Origin of the sequence: Sedimenticola hydrogenitrophicus (genome assembly GCF_029017505.1) — a bacterium.
In the GTDB taxonomy this organism is placed as follows: domain Bacteria; phylum Pseudomonadota; class Gammaproteobacteria; order Chromatiales; family Chromatiaceae; genus Sedimenticola; species Sedimenticola hydrogenitrophicus_A.
Window position 1 is genome coordinate 1 of the sequence record NZ_JAQGEI010000023.1, and the last position, 16511, is coordinate 16511.

Here is a 16511-nt window from a genome sequence, read left to right on the forward strand (position 1 = left end):
GAACCGGCAGCCGCACGAACCAACCCGAACAATAACCAGACAACAGAATCCTCCTTGATTCCGACCAAAAACCGGACACAGCAGAGCGTCCGCCGCAGCTTGGGCGGCATAGCCTTATTGGGTAAGAGTGAACGGGGTTTGGGTTAAGATGGGTATCTCAAGATACAGTATCGATCCATCAACACTCTATGTTGCGGTGAATTATATTCATAATGGCGGTGAAGTAAAGTCTTTTTTGTCGCGCCATGTTTGGTTATTCCAGTTTCGGAGTTCAAAAGGCGTCGTCCAGGGCAGACTACCCCTGTCCGGGACCGTCGGGGGCAGGGATGCCGACGCCGAGGGCATGCAGATATGTATTCACAGCGTGTCCCGAAAAGGGGGTGGACTGCCCGGAGTCTGGAACTGAATTCCGAACCTTGAGTTGGTTACTCCTCAACATGCCCCAACAGCTGGCTGCGCAGCATCTTCGGCAGGCCGGTGATGCTCAGGGTATCGGTCTCCGCCTGGTAGTGTACCCGCCGGTTCAGCTGGTGGGAGGAGAAGCTGATCGCCAGGTCCCGCTCCCGACCGGCGAATTTCACATAGCGCTGCAGGCTCTTGCGGTCCAGCAACAGCCGGCCGTCGCCCACCGGCAGGTGGTCCGCCAGGTAGCTGGAAAAGTCGGCCGAATCCACTCCGTCCAGGGCCTGGGAGAGGCCGTTGATCTCTACCGGGGCATCCTGCAGGTCCTGCCCGACACAGTAGCCCACCACCTGGTTGCGGAAATCGCTCACCTGCTCCTCAGGGAGCTTGCGGGAAAAGGTCTCGATGCGCTCGAGAAAATCCCGGGTGGCCGCCGCCTTGTCCACCCCGGCGCAGAAGCCGGCCAACTGCTGCAGCAGTTCGGCCATGCCCTTGGCCCGGGAGGGGCTCAGGGAGAGGTAGGCACCGCCCGCGTCGCCGCGCCACAGCTCCAGGTCCACCTTCAGCGCCATCATCGAGGCACCGAAATCCAGGGTTAGCAGCGGTTCCACCTCCTGGCGCTCGTTGATCCGGTTGGCGATACGCTGGCCGACAATAAACAGGTACAGCGTCTGCTGTTCATGCTGCCGCTCCAGAAACAGGATCAGGTGGCCGCGCAACTCGCCCCCCTGCTCCTGGAGCCGCTGCAGCAACTGGCGCGCCAGCTGTTCGCTGAATTCGACAAATCCCTGCTGGCCGTCGACCAGTTGCGCCAGCCCGTGGGCCAGGCCGCTCTCCAGGGACTCCGCCGAGAAACGGCCATACTCGCGGTTGATGCGGCTCAGGTAGGCCCGCTTCAGCTCCGCCACCAGGCTCTCCAGGGGTTCGTCCACGGCCAGCTCCGACGCCCGCAGGCGCAGCGCCGGGGCGCCGCTCTCGTCCGGGTGGATCTGGTGGGTGATGCAGTGGGTGATGGTCATTTCTACTCCGCGAACAGGAAAATCGACCGGTTCCCCGGTCCGGAGCGGATTATACCCGTATTTCCCCCGTGACCCAGGGCCACGTCATCTAAACGCGCAAATGCTGAAAGAGAGGATCTGACTGCTTGGTTGACGGGTGTCCGCGGCCATGGGTGAGGCAAGCGCTTGCGAAGCGCAGCTTCGCGCGCAGCCGAACGCTGAAGCAGCTGTGCTGCGAGGCCGGAACGGCCGCGGCAAGCCCCCAGGGATGGGTTTACGGCGTCCCGGCAATCAAGCAGTCGGATCCTCGCCCCGTTCAGCATTAGATAACGTCGTCCTGCCCCGTGCCCGGACTTCCCTTGAAATTGGCGGTTATTCTCCCCATGTTGGATCAGTTAGAATAGCCAACGACTAATATACCAGGAGGCAGCGTAGTGGAGCCGATCAGGGGCACGACAATTCTTTCAATTCGCCGCAACGGCAAGGTGGTGATCGGCGGTGATGGCCAGGTCTCCATGGGCAACACGGTGATGAAGGGCAATGCCCGCAAGGTGCGGCGGCTCTACAAGAACCAGGTGCTGGCCGGTTTTGCCGGTGCCACCGCCGACGCCTTCACCCTGTTCGAGCGCTTCGAGGCGAAGCTGGAGACGCATCACGGGCAGCTGATGCGCGCCGCCGTCGAGCTGGCCAAGGACTGGCGTACCGACCGCACCCTGCGCCGCCTGGAGGCGCTGCTGCTGGTGGCCGACAAGACCGCCTCGCTGATGATCACCGGACTGGGTGATGTGATCGAGCCGGAGGATGACCTGATGGCCATCGGTTCCGGCGGCCCCTTTGCCCAGGCGGCCGCCAAGGCGCTGCTGCACAATACCGATCTCAGTGCCCGGGAGATTGTCGAGAAGGGTCTCGGCATCGCCGCCGATATCTGCGTATTCACCAACCACAACCTGGTCATCGAAGAACTCGATGCGGAAGAGTGATTCCTGAACATCATGCCTGAATTGACACCCCAACAGATCGTCCACGAGCTGGACAAGCACATTATCGGCCAGGCGGCCGCCAAGCGGGCCGTCGCCATCGCCCTGCGCAACCGCTGGCGGCGCAGCCAGGTCGATCCCGAGCTGCGCAACGAGATCACCCCGAAGAACATCCTGATGATCGGCCCGACGGGGGTCGGCAAGACCGAGATCGCCCGGCGTCTGGCCAAACTGGCCAACGCCCCGTTCATCAAGATCGAGGCGACCAAGTTCACCGAGGTGGGCTATGTCGGACGGGATGTGGACTCGATCATCCGCGATCTGGCCGATTCCGCCATGAAGATGGTGCGCGAGCAGGCGCTGGAGAAGGTCAGGGACCAGGCCGCGGATGCGGCCGAAGAGCGGGTGCTGGACGTGCTGCTGCCGCGCCCCACCAACTGGGAAGCCGACAGCGGCAGCGCCGCGGGCGCCTCCACCCGGGACAAGTTCCGGGTCAAGATCCGCAACGGCGAGCTGGATGAGAAGGAGATCGAGATCGAGGTCTCCGGCGCCGCCCTGGGGGTGGAGATCATGGCGCCGCCGGGCATGGAGGAGATGACCAGCCAGCTTCAGGGGCTGTTCCAGAACATCGGCGGCGGGCGCACCCGCAAGCGCAAGCTACGCCTCAAGGATGCCCTGCGTATCCTGCAGGACGAGGAGGCGGCCAAGCTGGTCAACGACGAGGACCTGAAGCTGAAGGCCCTGGAGAAGGTGGAGCAGCAGGGCATCGTGTTCCTGGACGAGCTGGACAAGGTGGCCACCCGCTCGGATCACGGCGGACCCGACGTCTCACGGGCGGGCGTTCAGCGGGATCTGCTGCCCCTGGTGGAGGGTTGTACCGTCTCCACCAAGCAGGGCATGGTGCGCACCGACCACATCCTGTTCATCGCCTCCGGCGCCTTCCACCTGGCCAAGCCGTCGGACCTGATACCGGAGCTGCAGGGGCGGCTGCCGATACGGGTGGAACTGGATGCCCTGACCACCGGGGACTTCATCCGCATCCTCACCGAACCGGACGCCTCCCTGACCGAGCAATACGCCGCCCTGATGGCCACGGAAGGGGTCAAGCTCAGCTTCACCGAAGAGGGCATCCGGCGCATTGCCGAGATCGCCTGGCAGGTAAACGAAGGTACCGAGAATATCGGCGCGCGCCGGCTGCACACGGTCATGGAACGGCTGCTGGAGGGGATCTCCTTCACCGCCACCGAGGTACCCGGCAGCAGCGTGACCATCGATGCCGCCTATGTTGACAACAACCTCTCCGAGCTGGCCTCGAATGAGGATCTGAGCCGGTTCATTCTGTAGGAGTAGATAAGATGCCCAAACACGTACCCACCGAACTGAATCTCCACCAGCACTCCCGGGTGCTGGAGCTCACCTTTGATGACGGCGCCAGGTTCGAACTGCCGTGCGAATACCTGCGGGTCTTCTCCCCCTCCGCCGAGGTGATGGGGCACGGTCCCGGCCAGGAGGTGCTGCAGCTCGGCAAGGAGGATGTGAATATCGCCCAGATCACCCCGGTGGGCAACTACGCGGTGGTCCTGCACTTCGACGACGAACACAATACCGGCATCTACTCCTGGGAGTATCTCTACAGCCTGGGGATCAACTACGAGCAGAACTGGCAGAGTTACCTGAATCGCCTGGAGGCGGCCGGCCACACGCACAAGGCGACCAACTGAGGCAACAGCCGCGCCTGTGGGAGCTGAATACCCGGATGGGTAGGATGTGGTGAGTAACACGAACCGCATCAAGCCTTACCGCGAGGCGTGGTGCAGGAGGAGTGGCACAGGGATGTACCGATAACGGAGCCGAGGAAGCAATGATGCGGTTCGCAAGCTCACCGGCATCCTACGTCAGTAACTTCTTTCGCGCTCATTCCCGGCTCATATTTTCAGGTAAAATGGCTGCCGAAACCGCCCGTTTGTTCCTGAAGCGGTGAAAAACCGATACACTCTGCACCATTCAGCAGTCACTGCACCCACCACCCAATCTGTTCAAGGCAGCAACATGACGGAGAATGATTCCACCCATTTTGGCTTTGAGACCATCAATGCCCGGGAAAAGGCGCAACGCGTGCGGGCCGTTTTCGACTCCGTGGCGACCCGCTATGACCTGATGAACGACCTGATGTCGTTCGGCATCCACCGGCTGTGGAAACGCTTCGCCGTGGAGCTGGCCGGCATCCGCCGCGGCCAGAAGATCCTCGACCTGGCCTCCGGCACCGGCGATCTGGCGGCCCGCTTTGCCGGGCTGGTGGGCCCCGAGGGCCTGGTGGTGATGACCGACATCAACGCCGCCATGCTCAACCAGGGGCGGGTACGCATGGCCGATGCGGGCCTGGTGGGCAACGTCGCCTACACCCAGGTGAACGCCGAACGGATCCCCTTCCCCGACCACAGCTTCGACTGCATCACCATCGCCTTCGGCCTGCGCAACGTCACCGACAAACAGCAGGCCCTCAATGAGATGGCCCGGGTGCTGCGGCCGGGCGGCCGGGTCCTGGTGCTGGAGTTCTCCCACCCCCAGGGCAAGCCGCTGCAGAGCATTTACGATATCTACTCCTTCAAGCTGCTGCCGAAGATCGGCAAGATGGTCGCCAATGACGAGGCCAGCTACCGTTACCTGGCCGAATCGATCCGCATGCATCCCGACCAGGAGACCCTCAAGGGGATGATGGAGCAGGCCGGCCTGGAGCGCTGCGACTACCACAACCTGACCGGCGGCATCGTCGCCGTGCACCGCGGCTTCAAGCTGTAATCCGGATCGCCCACTCATGAGCCTCCCGGGAGTTGCCACCGCCGGCCTTGAACAGGCCCTCAACCAGTACCTGAAGCTGGATCCGGCCGCCGCGGCCGAGATGGCCCGGCTGCACGGCAAGGTGCTCGCCTTCGAGTTGGCCGGCTTGGGCCAGATCCTCTACCTGATCCCCACGCCATCCGGTGTGCAGGTGCTCGCCCGCTATGAGGACGAGCCGGACTGCACCCTGCGCGGCGCTCCCCTCGCCCTGGCCCGCATGGGCAACCCGCAGACCAGCTCCGACCAGCTGTTCTCCGGCGAGGTCAGGATCAGCGGCGACACCGAGCTGGCCCACCGCTTCGGCAAGATCCTCGGCGGCATGGCCATCGACTGGGAAGCGCAGCTGGCCCGCTACACCGGCAGCCTGGTGGCCGAGGACGTGGCCGGCGTGATGCGCGACCTGTCCGGCTGGGGCCGGCGCGCCCTGGGTACCCTGGAGCTGGACCTGAGGGAACTGCTGCAGAAGGAGCTGCGCATCCTCCCGGAACGGACGGAAGTCGAGCAGTTCCTGTCCGATGTGGATGAACTGCGGGATGGCATCGAACGCCTGGAGGCGCGCCTCACCCTGCTGAAATCGCATAAAACCAAACCACACAAACCGCACGAGGAGTCCCAGTGATCCGTCCCGCCGAGGCGCTGCGCCTGCTGCATATCAACTGGGTCCTGCTGCGCCACGGCCTGGATGAGGTGATCCTGGCCACCCACCTGTTCCGTCCGGTGCGCTTTCTGCTCTACCTGTCACCCTTCTACTGGCTGCGGCGGCACAAGCTGCCGCCCTATCCTGTGCGCATGCGCCAGGCGCTGGAAGACCTGGGGCCGATCTTCATCAAGTTCGGCCAGATCCTCTCCACCCGCCGCGACCTGATACCGGCTGATATCGCCGACGAGCTGGCCAAGCTGCAGGATGCGGTACCGCCCTTTTCCGGCCAGCAGGCGCGGCGCATTATCGAGCAGGCGTTCGGCCACCCCATCGAGGACGTGCTGGACGCGTTCGACGAGAAACCCCTCGCCTCCGCCTCCATCGCCCAGGTGCATACCGCCACCCTGAAAGACGGCAGGCAGGTGGTGGTGAAGGTGCTGCGCCCGGGCATCGAGCGGGTGATCCGGCGTGACGTCGGGCTGCTCTACATCATCGCCGGGCTGGCCGACCGCTACTGGAAGGATGGCCGGCGCCTGCGCCCGGTGGAGGTGGTGCGGGATTACGAGAAGACCATCCTGGACGAGCTGGACATGCAGCGCGAGGCCGCCAACGCCGCCCAGCTGCGGCGCAACTGGGAGGGCAGCGACATCCTCTTCGTCCCGGAGATCTACTGGGAGTACACCCGTGGCAACGTGCTGGTGATGGAGCGCATCCACGGCATCCCGGTGGGCAACATCCCCGCCCTCAAGGCCGCCGGCATCAGCATGGAGCAGCTCGGCACCCAGGGGGTGGAGATCTTCTTCACCCAGGTGTTCCGCGACAACTTCTTCCATGCCGACATGCACCCGGGCAACATCTTCGTGGAACCGGGCGGGCGCTACATCGCGGTGGATTTCGGTATCGTCGGCTCCCTCACCACCGAGGACCAACGCTATCTGGCGGAGAACCTGCTGGCCTTCTTCAACCGCGACTACTACCGGGTGGCGGAGCTGCACGTGGAGTCGGGCTGGGTGCCCAAGGGGACCCGCATCGAGGAGTTCGAGTCGGCCATCCGCTCGGTCTGCGAGCCGATCTTCAACAAGCCCCTGAGCGAGATCTCCTTCGGCCACTTCCTGCTCAACCTGTTCCAGACCGCGCGCCGCTTTGACATGGAGGTGCAGCCGCAGCTGGTGCTGCTGCAGAAGACCCTGCTCTATATCGAGGGGCTGGGCCGCCAGCTCTATCCGGAGCTGGACCTCTGGGCCACCGCCAAGCCGTTCCTGGAGCGCTGGATGAAGGAGCAGGTGGGCCCCAAGGCGTTCGCCCGCAAGCTGAAGAAGAACCTGCCGCAGATGACCGAGTTCGCGGCCGACATGCCGATCCTGCTGCACAAGGTGCTGCGCGACGCCGCCGAGGGCCGCCTGGAGCTGAACTGGAAATCGGCCGAGCTGGAACAGCTGCGCCAGGATGCCCGGCGCCACCAGCGCCATCTGCTGACCGCCATCAGTGGCGGCAGCCTGCTGCTGGCCGGTACCCTGCTGCTGCTGCTCGGTCCCGGCCAGCTGCTGCCGGCCGGCGCCGTCACCTCCACCGGTCTGGGCTTCTCCTTCCTGGGCGGATATGCCCTGCTCCGCAGCTGGCTGCGGGGTTGAACCCCATTCCCTGCGCAACGTGGGCTACCTGCCGCCTGTAGGATGGGTGGAGGCGCCCAACCTCCGTTGTTGGAGACGTTCCGCTGCCAGGACGCGCCGTAACCCATCTTCGGATGTGGCCGGGCGATGGGCGGCATGGTGGGAGGATGTCGCCGGACCGATTGATGGGTTACGTCGTCCCTCCTCCACCCATCCGCCCTGACTGCCGCACTGAAGGGCGCATCCACCATTCGCGGTGCCTTGAAGGATGCGGTGAGTGAAACGAACCGCATGGGTTAGCGGTGCGGTTCGCAAGCTCACCGGCACCCTACGGGAACGGGGTCCCGGCGGGAAGAACGTGCAGCAGCGGGTACTTGCTGCCGACCCTCAGTCGGTCACCAGTTCCCGCACCAGGCGAAACCCGGTGTCATCACTGCGGCGGGTGGGGAAATCCCGCCAGCGGTTGGCCGAGCGTATCTCCCTGGCCGGGAAACTCCAGGCGCCGCCGCGGATCACCCGCTTGCCGCACGCGCCTTCCCCGGCCGCGGAGGAGACGGCGACAAAACTCTCCTGCCAGCAATCCGCCACCCACTCGAAGACATTGCCCGCGGTGTCGTGCAGACCGAACGGGTTGGGCGGAAAGCGCCCCACCGGGGCACTCTTCTCGCCATCCCAGAGGCTACCGCAGTCGGCGCAGTTGGCGCGGTGCGGCTGCGGGTCATCGCCCCACCAGAAGCGGCTGCCGCTGCCCGCCCGGGCGGCGTACTCCCACTCGGCATCGCTGGGCAGCCGGTAGCGCTGTTCGGTGCGGCGGCTCAGCCACGCGGCGTAGGCGTTGGCATCCTCCCAGGAAACATTGACCACCGGCCGGCTGCCGCGCCCCCAGCCCTGATCATCCGGCTTACGGTGACCGGTATCCGCGCAGAAGCGGTCGTACTCATCGAAGGTGACCTCATGGACGCCGATGGCGAAGGGTTGCAACTGCACCTGTTGCGGCGGCCGTTCATCCGCGTCACCATCCCCCTGCAGATCGCCACGGGTGTAGGTGCCGCCGCGCAGCGCCAGCAGCTGCGGGCCGAGGCTGCCGTCACGCATCCGGTCCTGGAGCAGATCCACCGGATTGAGTCGCTGCAGGAAACGGAAGGCCGGCGGCTTTCCGGAGTGGTTGACCCGCAGGGCCAGTTGACTCAGCTGGGCGAAGGGGATGTTCAGGGCGGCACCGAAGCCGGTCGTCACGGCGACCTGCTCCAGGGCGAACTTGCCCTGTATCACCTGGCCGTCATTGGCGGTGATCTGGGCCAGATAATCCTCACCCTCGTCCAGCGAGATCACATCCAGCAGGTGGATGCCGGAGGGATTGGTTAGCCTCGCTCCAGCGTGTCCGGTCATCGGCAATGCCTCGCTAATGACCCGCGCGGCGAAGTGGTCACCGTCCTGGGTGATTACCGCATCCGGGGTTTTGAATAGCCGCGGCCGCAGCTTGCGATCGGCAAACAGGATCTCCGCCACATCCTCCACGGCCACCGGCAAGGTCGGATCAAGCACCCGCAGCATGGTCAGTTCTCGCTCTTTGAGCCGTCCGCTGAAGCGGTCGCCACGGCGGGTCAGGATGCGGTCCGGCTGTTCGCCACCGCCCATGATCAGCAGGGCCATCTGGGCGTAGGGGACCGGCACCTCACCATAGCGGGTCACCAGGGTAAAGTGCGCCTGGGCCACGGTGCCGTTGTAGATGTCGCCGTTGTTGAGGGTGACCACGTCATAGCCATTGCCAGCGGCGGCGTACAGCGGAGGGAGGGCGAAAAGGAACAGCAGCAGACACCCGTAACGTCGTCGACCGCAGGTCATGGATACCTCCTGAACTTTTCTTATGCGTTGGCCCACTGCCTTCGGGGCGTGCAGTCATCGGCCTTTGTTTGTTATCGTGTTCCCCATCGAATTCCCCGTAACAGAGATAATAGCAGTGGATAAACGAGTGGGTATTCTGACCGCCGGGGGTGACAGTCCGGGACTCAATGCCGCCATTCGCGGCGTCGGCAAGAGTGTGCAGGGCCATTACCGCATGCAGCTGATCGGCTTTCGCGACGGGTTTCGCGGCCTGATGGAGAACCGCTCCATGCGCCTGGATGGGGAGCGGCTCTCCGGCATCCTCACCCTGGGCGGCACCATCCTCGGCACCAGCCGCGACAAACCACAGCGCATGCTGGTGGACGGCAAACCCGCCGACATGACCGAAACCATCGTGCGCCATTACCGGGAGCACCGGCTGGATGTGCTGATCTGTCTGGGCGGCGGGGGCACCCAGAAGAACGCCCTGCACCTGAAACAGCAGGGGTTGAATATCATCACCCTGCCGAAGACCATCGACAACGACGTGGCCTGTACCGACACCAGCTTCGGTTTCGATACCGCCCTGGGGATCGCCACCGAGGCGATCGACCGGCTGCACAGCACCGCGCACAGCCATCACCGCATCATCGTGGTGGAGATCATGGGGCATCGGGCCGGCTGGCTGGCGCTGGGCGCCGGGATCGCCGGCGGGGCCGATGTGATCCTGCTGCCGGAGATCCCCTACGATATCCAGCGGGTTGCGGAAGCCATCCGCCAGCGGGTGCGGCACGGCAAGAGCTTCAGTATCGTCGCCGTCGCCGAAGGCGCCCGTTCACTGGAGCAGGCGGCGCAGATCCGGGATCTGGAAGAACAGAAGCTGCATGCCCGGAACAAGAAGCAGAAGCGGCGCGCCAAGCAGCGCCTCGCCGAACTGGAGGCGGACCACCTGGGCAATCACACGGTACAGCTCTCCGAGCAGCTGGAACGGCTCACCGGGCTGGAGAGCCGGGTCACCATTCTCGGACATGTACAGCGCGGCGGCGCACCCTCGGCGGCCGACCGGCTGCTGGCCACGCGCCTGGGCAGCGCCTGCGCCGACCTGGTGGCCAGGGAGCAGTACGGGGTGATGGTAGCGGCCGCCGGGGAGCAGGCCGTTCCGGTGCCCCTGGAGGAGGTGGCCGGGCGCCGGAAGCTGGTGCCGCCGGATCACCCCTGGATCATCAGCGCCAAGCGGGTGGGGACCAGCCTGGGGGATTAGCGGGCCAGGCCCGCCTCCACCTCATCGCGTTTCGCGCGCCCCGCCAGCGCCTCGATCAGGGCCAGGGCGAAATCCATGGCGGTACCCGGCCCGCGCGAGGTGATCACCCGGCCATCCCGCACCACCGCGGCGGAGCCCAGCGTCACATCGCCCAGCTTCATGCCCTCCAGCACCCCCGGATAGCCGGTCGCCTGGCGGCCCTTGAGCAGGCCGGCATTGGCCAGCACCTTGGGCGCCGCGCAGATGGCGGCGGTGTAGCCCTGCTCGGCGCTCACCCGCTCCAGCAAGGTACGGATGCGCGGATCCCGGTCCAGATGGTCCGCCCCGGGCAGTCCGCCCGGCAGCGCCACCATGTCGAAGGGCTGCTCCAGCACCTCGTCCAGCAGCACGTCCGGCTGCAGCACCACGCCGCGGCTGGCCTTGACCGGTCCCGGCTCCAGCCCGGCGCTGACCACCTCCTGGCCGGCCCGCCGCAGCAGGTCGATAATGGTTACGGCTTCGAGCTCTTCGCAACCTGGGGCAAGGGGGACGAGGATGCGTGCCATAGCGTTCTGCTCCTTTGGTAGTCAATCATTTCCGAGGCGGGGATCAGCCGGATACCCGATGACTGCAGCCCCGCCAGCCGCTCCACCAGCACCCGGGTGGTCTCGGGATAGGGGTGGCCGATAGCTATAGCATAGCCCTGGCGGCGGGCGCGTTTCAGCAGTTGCTCGAATTGCCGGGCGATCGCCTCGGGGTTGCGGTCGTTGTCCAGAAATACGTCGCGGCGGGCGTTGGGCACCCCGTACTCCTCGGCCAGCTGCTGGCCCACCGTCTGCAGGGTGGTGCGGCTGTCGATGAAAAACAGATCGCCGCGGTCACGTAACCCCTGCATCACCCAGGCCATGGCGCCGGGATGGCGGGTCAGCAGGCTGCCCATGTGGTTGTTTAGTCCCCGGGCATGGGGGATGGCATTCAGGCTGTCGTCCAGGCTGCGTTTGAAGCCCGTCTCGGTCATGTGCAGGGTGAGGGCGCCCGGCCCCAGCGGATTACCCTCGTGGGATTGCATCGGCAGATGCAGCATCACCTGCTTGCCCGCGGCATGCGCCTGCAGTGCCAGGCGCCGGGAATGGGGGGTATGGGGCAGGATGGCGTAGGTGACCGGCCCGGGAATGGCCAGGGCGGCATCGCCCCAGCCGCCATTGTTGCCCATGTCATCGATAATGATGGTGATGACCGGCTGCGGCGGCTGCCCGGCTGACCACACCGGCCACACCGGCCAGGAGAGGCCCAACACCAGCAACACCAGCATCAGTCGATGGACCTTTCCCAGGTGCATCTCAGGCCATTTCCTGTAACAATCGTACCTGTGGGCCCGCCAGCCACACCGCGCCCGTCGCGCCTCGCATCGTATCCCGTCTGCATCCACACATTAGGTACAATTTTCCCCTGCAATGGCCTCAATTCCAGCTGTTATAGAGGTTGATGCCCTTCAACAGGTTGAGCGCCTCGCTCAGCTGATAATCCTCCTCAATATCCAGTGTCGGCTTGTGCACCGGCTGCGCCGGTTTAGGCTGCTCAGGCTCGGGGGCCTTCCGGCCGTTGCCATTATCCAGGTGCCCGGCCAGATCGGCCTCCCTGAGCCGGGTGGCGTCGTCCGGCTCGTTGCGGGTCACCTTGACTTCGGACAGGGCGATGTCCGGCTTGATCCCTTCGCCCTGGATGGAGCGGCCGGAGGGGGTAAAGTAGAGCGCCGTGGTCAGTTTCACCGCCGCGGTCTTGCTCACCGGGATGATGGTCTGCACCGAGCCCTTGCCGAAGGTCTGGCTGCCCAGGATGATGGCCCGCCGGTGATCCTGCAGGGCGCCGGCCACGATCTCCGAGGCGGAGGCGGAACCGCCGTTGACCAGCACCACGATCGGCGCACCGTCCAGCACATCATCGGGCGCGGCGTTGAAATCGAGCCGTGACGCCTCGTCGCGCCCCTGGGTGTAGACCACGATCCCCTCGGTCAGGAAGGCATCGCTGATGGCCACGGCCCCGTTGAGGATGCCGCCGGGGTTATTGCGCAGATCCAGCACCAGCCCCTTGATCCCCTCCTTCGACTCCGCCTTCAGCTGGCTGAGCTTCTTCAGCATGTCGTCGGTGGTGCGGGCCTGAAAATGGGACAGCCGGATATAGGCGAAACCCTCCTCCAGCAGGCGCCCCTTGACGCTGGCCACCTTGATAATGTCCCGCACCACGGTGATCCGCAGTGGATTCTCCTCACCCTCCCGGGCAATGGTCAGGACCACTTCGGTACCGGGCTTGCCGCGCATCAGGCTGATCGCCTCTTCCAGGCTCATGCCCTTGACCGGTTTTTCATCCAGCCGGACGATCAGGTCACCGGCCTTGACTCCCGCCCGCTGCGCCGGCGTGTCGTCGATGGGCGAAATCACCTTGACGAAGCCGTCTTCCAGTCCCACTTCGATACCCAGGCCGCCGAACTCCCCGCTGGTGCCGGCCTGAAGATCGGCATACTCCTCCTTGTTCAGATAGGAGGAGTGGGGATCCAGCCCGGCGAGCATGCCGCGGATGGCATACTCCAGCAGCGCCTTGTCATCCACCGGCTTGACATAGTGCTCCTTGATACGCCCGAATATCTCCGCGAACGCGCGCAGCTCCTGCATCGGCAGTGGCTGTTTCGGCTCCTCGGCAAACGTGGCGGGGGCCGGGATAAGCAGAGCGCCCGAAAGCAGCCCCAGGTTCAGTACACGCGTCAAGCCAAATCTTCTCTTCATACCTTGCTTCTCTGCTGCGATTGTCGGTCCGGCGGTGCGATCCCGGGACCGGAGGGGTGCAGGGTGGTCAGTTGCACCGGTTCGGTTAGTGTCCGGTGTACCCGCTCACCCACCCTGTTACCACGTACCGCTTCACACCACCGCTGGGGATTCACCGGACGGCCGTTGTAGCGTATGCCAAAATATACCCCCGGACGGGTCTGTCCACCACTGTTACCCATCAGGGCGACCGGTTCACCTGGCTCCACCCAGTCCCCGGCCTCCTTGAACAGGCTCTGGTTATTGCCGTAGAGACTCATGTAGCCGTCGCCGTGATCGATGATCAGCAGCAGGCCGAAGCCGCGCAGCCAGTCCGCGAAGGCGACCCGGCCATGGTGCACCGCCCGCACTTCCACCCCCTCGCCGGCGGCGATCACCACCCCGTCCCAGTTCAAATTGCCGGCCCTGGAATCGCCAAAGCGGGTGGCCAGCCGGCCCGTTGCCGGCCACTTGAGCCGCCCCTTCAGCTGTTTGAAAGGTTTGTGTTTTTCGGTCTCGATCGGCAGGGCGGCCAGTTCCGTCTGCAGTTTTTTGAGCAGCTCTTGCAGCTGCTGCTCATCCCGCTTGTATCCCTGCAGCCGCTGGCCCTTGTTCTCGATATCCTTCTCCAGCAGCGCCAGCACCTGATGCCGTTTGTCCTGTTCCCGATCCAGGGCGCGCTGCTGCTCCAGCGCCCGCGCCTGGGTCTCGCGCATCCGTTCGTTCTCCAGCCGCATGGCCGCTTCCGTCTCCTGCAACGCCTCCAGGCTCTTGCCCAGCCGGCCGATCTGCTCGGCGCGGGAGCGGTTGAAGTAGTCGTAGTAGACCAGCAGGCGGCTGATCACGGCGGGGTCCTGCTGATTGAGCAGGATCTTCAGGCGCTCCTGGCGCCCCATGGCATAGGCCGATCGCATCTGCTGTTTCAGCGCCGCGCGGTTGGCCGCGAGCGCCGCACGCTGGACATCGCGCTCCGCCTCCAGTTGCTCGAGACGCCGCTGTTGCCGCTCCAGGCTGGTGGCCAGCGTGCGCAGCTGGCGCGTGGTCTTGCCGATCCGTTTTTCGGCGCTGCGCAGCTGCTCCTGCAGCGCCTGACGCTCGCGCTCGCGGTCACTGAGTTGATTCTGCAGCGTCGAGATCTCCCCCCGCAGCTGGCGCAGCTCATCCTCCCGGCTGCCGATCGACTCCTCCCCGGAGGCGGCCGACGACAGGCCCGGCAGCGCCATCAGCAACACCAGGATAGCAGCCCGCAGCCGGCAGCAGTCAGCCGCCATCAGACCGTCGGATCATCCGCGTCGGTCATATCCAGCAGGGTATGCCCGCGCATTTCGGAGGGCACGGCCAGTCCCATCAGGGTCAGCAGGGTCGGGGCGATGTCGCACAGGGCACCATTTTCATGCAGCCGGGCCGGCCGGCCCACGTAGAGCAAGGGTACCGGATTCTGGGTATGGGCGGTGTGAGGTTGATCATTCTCCACATCCTCCATCTGCTCGGCGTTGCCGTGATCGGCGGTGATCAGCATCTCGCCGCCCACCTGCCGAAGCGCCTCGACCACCCGTCCCAGAGAGTGATCCAGCGCCTCGACGGCCGCCACCGCCGCGGCGAACATGCCGGTATGCCCCACCATGTCCGCGTTGGCGTAGTTGCAGACGATGGCGTCATATTTGCCGCTCTTGATGGCGGCGACCAGGGCGTCGGTCACCTCCGGAGCGCTCATCTCCGGCTTCAGGTCGTAGGTGCGCACCTTGGGTGAGGGGATGAGGATCCGCTCCTCGCCTTCAAATACCCGTTCCCGCCCGCCATTGAAGAAGAAGGTGACATGGGCGTATTTCTCGGTCTCGGCCAGGCGCAGCTGACGCAGGCCCAGTCGGGAAATATATTCCCCGAAGACGTTTTCCAGCCGTTCCGGCGGAAAGGCCACCGGGATATCGAACTCCTTGCTGTACTCGGTGAGACTGACGTAGCTGTTGAGCCGGGGGACACGGGCGCGCACGAAACCGTCAAACGCCGGGTCGATGAACGACCGGGTCAGCTGCCGGGCCCGGTCGGAGCGGTAATTCATGAACAGCACGGCGTCCCCGTCTTCGATGGTGACCGGCACCTCCCCGGGCGGCACCACGCAGGTCGGTTTGACGAACTCGTCATTCTCGCCCCGCGCATAGGCCTGCTGCAGGGCCTGGCCCGCATCGATTGCGCTGAACTCGGCACGGCCCAGTACCAGCATGTTGTAGGCCTGCTCCACCCGCTCCCAGCGGTTGTCCCGGTCCATGGCATAGAAGCGCCCGACGATGGAGGCGATACGCCCCTGCCCCAACTCGGCAAAGACCCGGTTCATCGCCTCAATGGAGGCGGCCGCGCTCTTCGGCGGCATGTCCCGTCCATCCAGGAAGGCGTGCACATAGACCCGCGAGGCGCCGCGTTGCACCGCCAGTCTGGCCATGGCGTGGATGTGCTCCTCATGGCTGTGCACCCCGCCGGGCGAGAGCAGGCCGAAGATATGCACCGCCTTCTCCGCCGCTATCACCCGGTCAACCGCATCCACCAGGGTGCGATTGGTGAAGAAGGAGCCGGTGCGTACCGAGCGGCTGACCCGGGTGAACTCCTGGTAGACCACCCGCCCGGCCCCCAGATTGAGATGCCCCACCTCGGAATTGCCCATTTGGCCATCCGGCAGCCCTACCTCGGCGCCGGACGTGCTGATCAGGGTATGGGCGCAACTCTCCCAGAGCCGGTCCCAGACCGGCGTCCGGGCGGCCATGATGGCGTTGGACCGGGGATCCTCGCTGTATCCCCAGCCATCCATGATCAGCAGCACCGCGGGTTTTACTTTGAAAGACATCTCGGTTACCGACTCCGTGCGAACGGTTCGCCTTGGTACTCTGACAAGGTGATATTGACTGGTTCAGCGCCCCGGTGGTGTTTCGCCGCGAGCCGCGCCTTGCCAGGAACGCGGACAGGCCAACTGAATACGTCAATATCACCTTGTCAGAGTACTTATGGGCTAACTCATTGAAAAAACCGCAATATTACACCATTTTCACTACTGCAACATTAACTGCCTGAGAATAAACCCAGCCAATAATCGTGGGTAAACTATTTATAACGATTGAAAAACAGGATAAATTTACGTACAACAGTTTATTATTGTATCTTTATAAAGAGTCGTTGCGTTTCAGTGGGTTGTCGG

General features: G+C 64.6%; 14 protein-coding genes. 7 read left to right on the top strand and 7 right to left on the bottom strand.

Features of this window, described 5'->3' with window-relative positions; translation table 11 throughout:
- Positions 1–425: 425 nt before the first annotated feature.
- The gene (locus O9K64_RS14550) at positions 426–1421 is read right to left on the bottom strand and encodes a nucleoid-associated protein (RefSeq protein ID WP_275098811.1); all 996 of its coding nucleotides are present in this window, start codon (positions 1419–1421) and stop codon (positions 426–428) included.
- A 413-nt stretch (positions 1422–1834) separates the two neighbouring features.
- Between O9K64_RS14550 and hslV the strand changes: the two genes are divergently transcribed.
- The 6 genes from hslV to ubiB all read left to right on the top strand — a co-directional run bounded on the left by hslV (position 1835) and on the right by ubiB (position 7486).
- Positions 1835–2380, top strand: a complete 546-nt coding sequence (gene hslV, locus O9K64_RS14555; protein WP_260293452.1) for an ATP-dependent protease subunit HslV — start codon at positions 1835–1837, stop codon at positions 2378–2380.
- Positions 2381–2392: 12 nt separating this feature from the next.
- Positions 2393–3721 carry an ATP-dependent protease ATPase subunit HslU gene (hslU, locus tag O9K64_RS14560; RefSeq protein ID WP_275098813.1) on the top strand — a complete coding sequence of 443 codons (1329 nt, stop codon included), beginning with the start codon at positions 2393–2395 and terminating at the stop codon, positions 3719–3721.
- A gap of 11 nt (positions 3722–3732) precedes the next feature.
- Positions 3733–4098 (top strand): DUF971 domain-containing protein, encoded by a 366-nt coding sequence (locus O9K64_RS14565; RefSeq protein ID WP_275098814.1) that lies wholly within the window; start codon positions 3733–3735, stop codon positions 4096–4098.
- Positions 4099–4426: 328 nt separating this feature from the next.
- On the top strand, positions 4427–5176 hold the full coding sequence (gene ubiE / locus O9K64_RS14570; protein WP_260293449.1) for a bifunctional demethylmenaquinone methyltransferase/2-methoxy-6-polyprenyl-1,4-benzoquinol methylase UbiE: 750 nt from the start codon (positions 4427–4429) through the stop codon (positions 5174–5176).
- Positions 5177–5192: 16 nt separating this feature from the next.
- Positions 5193–5834: a ubiquinone biosynthesis accessory factor UbiJ gene (locus tag O9K64_RS14575; RefSeq protein ID WP_275098815.1), complete on the top strand. Its 642-nt coding sequence runs from the start codon at positions 5193–5195 to the stop codon at positions 5832–5834.
- Positions 5831–7486, top strand: a complete 1656-nt coding sequence (gene ubiB / locus O9K64_RS14580) for a ubiquinone biosynthesis regulatory protein kinase UbiB (RefSeq protein ID WP_275098816.1) — start codon at positions 5831–5833, stop codon at positions 7484–7486. Before O9K64_RS14575 ends, ubiB begins: the two co-directional genes overlap by 4 nt.
- A 366-nt stretch (positions 7487–7852) precedes the next feature.
- Here ubiB and O9K64_RS14585 read toward each other — a convergent pair whose 3' ends face one another.
- Entirely contained in the window at positions 7853–9310 is a 1458-nt protein-coding gene (locus tag O9K64_RS14585) for an SUMF1/EgtB/PvdO family nonheme iron enzyme (protein WP_275098817.1), read from the bottom strand.
- A gap of 127 nt (positions 9311–9437) precedes the next feature.
- Between O9K64_RS14585 and O9K64_RS14590 the strand changes: the two genes are divergently transcribed.
- Positions 9438–10550, top strand: coding sequence for a 6-phosphofructokinase (locus tag O9K64_RS14590; RefSeq protein ID WP_275098818.1), 1113 nt, complete (start codon positions 9438–9440; stop codon positions 10548–10550).
- Here O9K64_RS14590 and O9K64_RS14595 read toward each other — a convergent pair.
- From O9K64_RS14595 to gpmI, 5 genes are all read right to left on the bottom strand, one after another.
- Positions 10547–11095, bottom strand: a complete 549-nt coding sequence (locus tag O9K64_RS14595) for a DJ-1 family glyoxalase III (protein ID WP_275098819.1) — start codon at positions 11093–11095, stop codon at positions 10547–10549. The genes O9K64_RS14590 and O9K64_RS14595 overlap by 4 nt on opposite strands.
- Positions 11041–11868, bottom strand: a complete 828-nt coding sequence (locus tag O9K64_RS14600) for a divergent polysaccharide deacetylase family protein (RefSeq protein ID WP_275098820.1) — start codon at positions 11866–11868, stop codon at positions 11041–11043. Before O9K64_RS14600 ends, O9K64_RS14595 begins: the two co-directional genes overlap by 55 nt.
- A gap of 121 nt (positions 11869–11989) precedes the next feature.
- Complete coding sequence (locus tag O9K64_RS14605; RefSeq protein ID WP_275098821.1) at positions 11990–13309, bottom strand: S41 family peptidase; 1320 nt, start codon at positions 13307–13309, stop codon at positions 11990–11992.
- Positions 13306–14598: a murein hydrolase activator EnvC family protein gene (locus tag O9K64_RS14610; protein WP_275098822.1), complete on the bottom strand. Its 1293-nt coding sequence runs from the start codon at positions 14596–14598 to the stop codon at positions 13306–13308. Before O9K64_RS14610 ends, O9K64_RS14605 begins: the two co-directional genes overlap by 4 nt.
- A complete protein-coding gene (gene gpmI / locus O9K64_RS14615; RefSeq protein ID WP_275098823.1) occupies positions 14598–16163 on the bottom strand; it encodes a 2,3-bisphosphoglycerate-independent phosphoglycerate mutase in 1566 nt (521 codons plus the stop codon). Before gpmI ends, O9K64_RS14610 begins: the two co-directional genes overlap by 1 nt.
- Between the last annotated feature and the right edge of the window lie 348 nt (positions 16164–16511).